The sequence below is a fragment of the Thermodesulfobacteriota bacterium genome (assembly GCA_040756475.1).
In the GTDB taxonomy this organism is placed as follows: Bacteria; Desulfobacterota; Deferrisomatia; order Deferrisomatales; family JACRMM01; genus JBFLZB01.
The window spans coordinates 1-4,453 of record JBFLZB010000271.1; the positions used below are offsets into that span (position 1 = coordinate 1).

Annotated in this window: 4 protein-coding genes; 3 read left to right on the forward strand and 1 reads right to left on the reverse strand. The window is 70.3% G+C overall.

The window, feature by feature from the left end:
• Nucleotides 1–847, forward strand: an 847-nt coding sequence (locus AB1578_22200; GenBank protein MEW6490611.1) for a hypothetical protein, incomplete at its 5' end; no start/stop codon positions are given.
• 326 nt (nucleotides 848–1,173) lie between these two features.
• Nucleotides 1,174–2,778 (forward strand): peptide chain release factor 3, encoded by a 1,605-nt coding sequence (locus tag AB1578_22205; GenBank protein ID MEW6490612.1) that lies wholly within the window; start codon nucleotides 1,174–1,176, stop codon nucleotides 2,776–2,778.
• A gap of 256 nt (nucleotides 2,779–3,034) precedes the next feature.
• Here the strand turns inward: AB1578_22205 and AB1578_22210 are convergent, their stop codons facing one another.
• Nucleotides 3,035–3,448, reverse strand: coding sequence for a hypothetical protein (locus AB1578_22210; GenBank protein MEW6490613.1), 414 nt, complete (start codon nucleotides 3,446–3,448; stop codon nucleotides 3,035–3,037).
• 173 nt (nucleotides 3,449–3,621) lie between these two features.
• Between AB1578_22210 and AB1578_22215 the strand changes: the two genes are divergently transcribed.
• On the forward strand, nucleotides 3,622–4,453 hold an 832-nt coding region (locus tag AB1578_22215; protein MEW6490614.1), incomplete at its 3' end, for a hypothetical protein.

The following is a 4,453-nucleotide window of genomic DNA, read 5'->3' on the forward strand; positions in this document are numbered from 1 at the left end:
CCGCGATCCCCGGGGCTACTTCGGCCGAGCCCCCGTGGAGGAGGGACCGGAGGTCTTCGCGCCGGGGGCGCGGGGAGGCCGCCGGGAGCAGGAACTGCGCTTTCCCGGCTACCGCGCCCGCTTCTCCCTTCCCAAGGGGGCAGCGGCCGGGCGCCGAGTTCCGGCTGTGGTGATTCTGCCCATCAGCAAGGGGGACTCCCAGGCGGAGGCGATCGGGGAGTTCCTCTCCGCGTACGGCTTCGCGTGCCTGCGGATGGTCACTCCCCGGGAAGTGCTCGCGGTGGACCGCAGCCCCGAGCCCGTGGAGGAGTTTCGCCGCCGCTTCCGGGCCTACGTGGCGGCGGTGCTGGGGGCCGTGGAGTGGATGGCCGCTCGGCCCCAGGTGGATCCGCAGCGCCTGGGGCTCGTGGGAATCAGCTTCGGCGCCGTTGCCGGTGCGGTCGTCAGCGGCGTCGAACCCCGCATCCGCGCCAGCGCTCTGCTCCTGGGCGGGGGCGACCTCGCAGGGATCTTCCTGTCCTCCGAGGATCGGCTGGTGCGCCGAGTCCGCTTCCGGCTCGAGGAGCACACCGGGGCCTCCGGCCGGGAGCTCGAGGGGCTCCTCCGGGAGGAGCTCCGTTTCGTCGAGCCCCTTTCCTACGCCCCCGGGCTCGATCCCGAGCGGGTCCTCCTCGTCAACGCCGCATTCGACCGGGTCATTGCGCGCCCCCACACCCTGGCCCTTTGGAAAGCCGCGGGGAAGCCCCGCCTGTACCTCGTTCCCTCCGGCCACTACACCGCGATTGCCTTCCTTCCCTACGCGAGCCGCCTCACCCTGCTGCACCTGCAGAGGTCCCTGGGCCCCTGACGGGCCCCGTCGAGAGAACGGCTTGCGGTCGCCTGGACCCCGGGATCCACTGCCTGGGTGGCGCGCGGGGTCCGGGAGCCCCTGCGCTTCGCCCCGCAATCCGCGACAATTGGACGAGGGGTCCCTCGCGGAACCGGTGGGCCCGGCGTCACCGGTTTCCACCCGGCTGTGGCGGATTGGTCGATGCGGTACGGGACTACGCTCCGGGGCTCCCGGATCCCGCCCCAAATTTAGGTGGTGAATTCTGGGACCATAAATCCCTGGACGCGGCCCCTCGCCTTCCGTAGCCTGTAGGGCCCCTGCAACCTGGAGGTCCGACGAGCCCCATGGACGTTTCTCCGAGCCGGCTCCGGGAGGAGACCCTCCGCCGGCGCACGTTCGCCATCATCTCCCACCCCGACGCGGGCAAGACCACCCTGACGGAAAAGCTCCTGCTCTACGGCGGGGCGATCCACCTGGCCGGAGCGGTCAAGGCCCGGCGGGCGTCGCGCCACGCCACCTCGGACTGGATGGAGATCGAGAAGCAGCGCGGCATCTCGGTCACATCGAGCGTGCTCCAGTTCGACTACGGGGGGATGCGGATCAATATCCTCGACACCCCGGGGCACCAGGACTTCTCCGAGGACACCTACCGTACCCTCACGGCGGCCGACTCCGCCGTGATGCTCATGGACTGCGCCAAGGGGGTGGAAGCCCAGACCATCAAGCTCTTCAAGGTCTGCGCCGCCCGGGGCATTCCCATCTTCACCTTCGTGAACAAGCTCGACCGGGAGGGCCGCCCGCCCCTGGAGCTGCTGACCGAGGTGGAGGATGTGCTCGGCATCGCCGCCTGTCCGGTGAACTGGCCCCTGGGCATGGGCAAGCGCTTCCGGGGCGTCTACGACCTGCGCCAGCGCCTGGTGCAGCTCTTCGACGCCGGATCCCACGGGCAGAAGCGGGCCGCCTCCCGGGTGGCCGGGCCCGAGGATCCGGTGCTGGCCGAGCTTCTGAGCCCCTACGACTACGCGGCCTTCCGCGGCGAGGTCGAACTGCTGGAGGGCGCCGGCGAGGTGCTGGACCGGGAGCGGGTGGCGGCGGGCCGGCTCACCCCGGTGTTCTTCGGGAGCGCCATGACCAACTTCGGGGTGGAGCCCTTTCTGCAGGACTTCCTGGAGATGGCCCCGCCCCCCGGGCCCCGGGCCTCGGACCAGGGGGACGTGGCGCCCGAAGACCCCCGCTTTTCCGGCTTCGTGTTCAAGATCCAGGCGAACATGGACCCCCAGCACCGCGACCGGGTGGCCTTCGTGCGGGTGTGCTCGGGCCACTTCCGCAAGGGCATGAAGGCCCGTCACAGCCGCCTCGGGCGAGACCTCACCCTGGCGCTGCCCCTCCAGTTCCTGGCCCAGGAGCGGGTTCTCGTGGAGGAGGCCTTCCCGGGAGACGTGGTGGGCATCCACGACCGGGGAAACCTCCACATCGGCGACACCCTGGCCGAGGGCCGGGAGCTTCGCTTCGAGGGAGTCCCCCACTTCTCCCCCGAGCACTTCGCCCGGGTGCGGATCAAGAACGCCCTCAAGCAAAAGCAGCTCCAGAAGGGCCTGGAGCAGCTCAGCGAGGAGGGGGCCATCCAGGTCTTCCGCCAGCCCTTCGGGGACAAGGACCCGGTGGTGGGTGCCGTGGGAGTGCTCCAGTTCGAGGTGCTCAAGTACCGCCTGGAGGGGGAGTACGGCGTCGCCGCCCAGCTCGAGCGCATGCCCTTCGAGCTCGCCCGCTGGGTCGAACCCCTGGACGACGGACCGGGCCTCGACCCCCGGGCGGTGGACCGGGACTCGAGCACCCTGTGGTGCGAGGACAAGGCCGGCCGTCCCGTGGTGCTCTTCAAGAGCCAGTGGTCCATGAACTGGCTCGCCGAGAAGAACCCCAAGGTGGCGTTTCGGGAGACCGCGCTCTAGAGGTCCTCGAGGACCTGAAACCTTGAACAATGCATCAGGTTTCTCACCGAGCCTCCCCGGACTGGAGCGCGCACTCCACAAGGCACTGGGGCGCAGGGAGCCCCCACAGGCAATGCTTGAACCACCAAGACACAAAGACACGAAGAATGCACAATTCTCTTTTCCGCGGTCTACTCTGGGTCTTCCTGCCTTCGTGGTCCGAGGGTTTCGTGCCCTGCGGCCCGCCCAGGCCTCGACGGTCTGAGGCGCCGCCTCTTTAGAGGTGTCGCTCCTCCTCTGCTGTGGCAGAGCCCTCCTCCGCCTGCTCGGAGGCTGCGGCCTCCTCCTCGGGGCCCGCGCGCGCCATCTCGATCTCCCGCACCAGGGCCTCGCGCTTCTCCCCCAAGTCGTGGAGGTCGGCGAGGAGTTCGAGGGTGTCGGGTCGGTCGAAGAAGCTCCGGTCCCCCATGCGGTGCGCCACGAAGGCCAGCCGCCCGAGGTCCCGATAGCACCCCTCGAACTTGCGGTCCACCGCGGCGAGGTCGAGCTTGCGCTGCATCACCTTGCCGTACCGGGCCGCCCGCGCCCCAGCCGCTGCCAGTGCGTGCTGGGTGGCCTCCCATGCCTTGCCGCCGGCCTCCCTCACCTCATGGAGATAGATTCCCGTGGTCTCCTTGATCTTCTCTCCCATGGGACGCTCCTTTCCCCCCCACGGCAGGAACCTAGCGACCGGAAGTCGCCGGCGCAACCGAAGACGGGCACCGTCGTTCCCTCCGCGGGGGCCGGACCTTGCGCAGGGGGCGGACCGCAGTACCGTTCGGGGAGGCCTGAGGCTCTACCCTCCCTCGCAACCGGAGACCGGCCATGTGCCCTGCCCGACTGTTCCTGCTCTTCCCCGTCGTCCTCGTCCTCGCCGCCGTCCCGGCGGCGGCTGCCCGCGACCCCGTGCGCCTCTTCATGCCCGACGGACAGCTCCAGTCTCACCCTGTGCGGGTGTTCGTCACCGAGGACCTGTCCCACGCCGACGAACCCGCGCTCATCCTGCACGGGAGCCATGCCGTGACACGGGTGCTGGAGGGGGAGGAGCGGGCGCGCAAGCCCCGGCTGCTCGCGCGGAACCACCTCTGGGTGCAGGAGGAGGCAGGCCAGCAGGTGGTCTACCGCGGCACGCTCCTCGTCTTCGACCTGCGGGACTACCCGATTCCCCTCTACAAGGCTGCGGTGCGGGTGATGCCGGCCCTGGAGTGGAGGCAGGGCTCCCTGGTGGGCCGGGAGCCGGCGGTGGCCCTGGGCGACCGGGAGGTCTACCTGGGCAACATCGTGGGCGCGGTGGGGTGGACGGCGGTGCTGGTGCTCGCCCTGCTCGGGGGAATCGGGCTCGCCTGCCGTCGCGCCGGGGGGCGGGCCCTGTCCGCTCTCCTGGGGCCGGACGGGAAGCCCTCCCTGTCTCGGACCCAGGTGGCCGCCTGGACCGTGGCGACCGGATCGATGCTCTCGGTCTTCGGCCTGATCCGCTTAGAGCCCCCGCAGATCCCGGCGTCCCTGGTGGCGCTCATGGGGCTCTCCCTTGCCACCGGAGGAATCAACTATTTTCGGGTGCGCCAGCGCCACCAGGAGGCCTTGGCCGCGGGCCGCGCGGTTCAGCGCGCGCCGGCTCCCGGGGGCGCGCACGAACTCTCGGAGCTCGTGCGGGACG

Coding starts and splice junctions, on each gene's coding strand:
- AB1578_22210 (MEW6490613.1), bottom strand. CDS start 3,448: ATGGGAGAGAAGATCAAGGAGACCACGGGAATCTATCTCCATGAGGTG.
- AB1578_22205 (MEW6490612.1), top strand. CDS start 1,174: ATGGACGTTTCTCCGAGCCGGCTCCGGGAGGAGACCCTCCGCCGGCGC.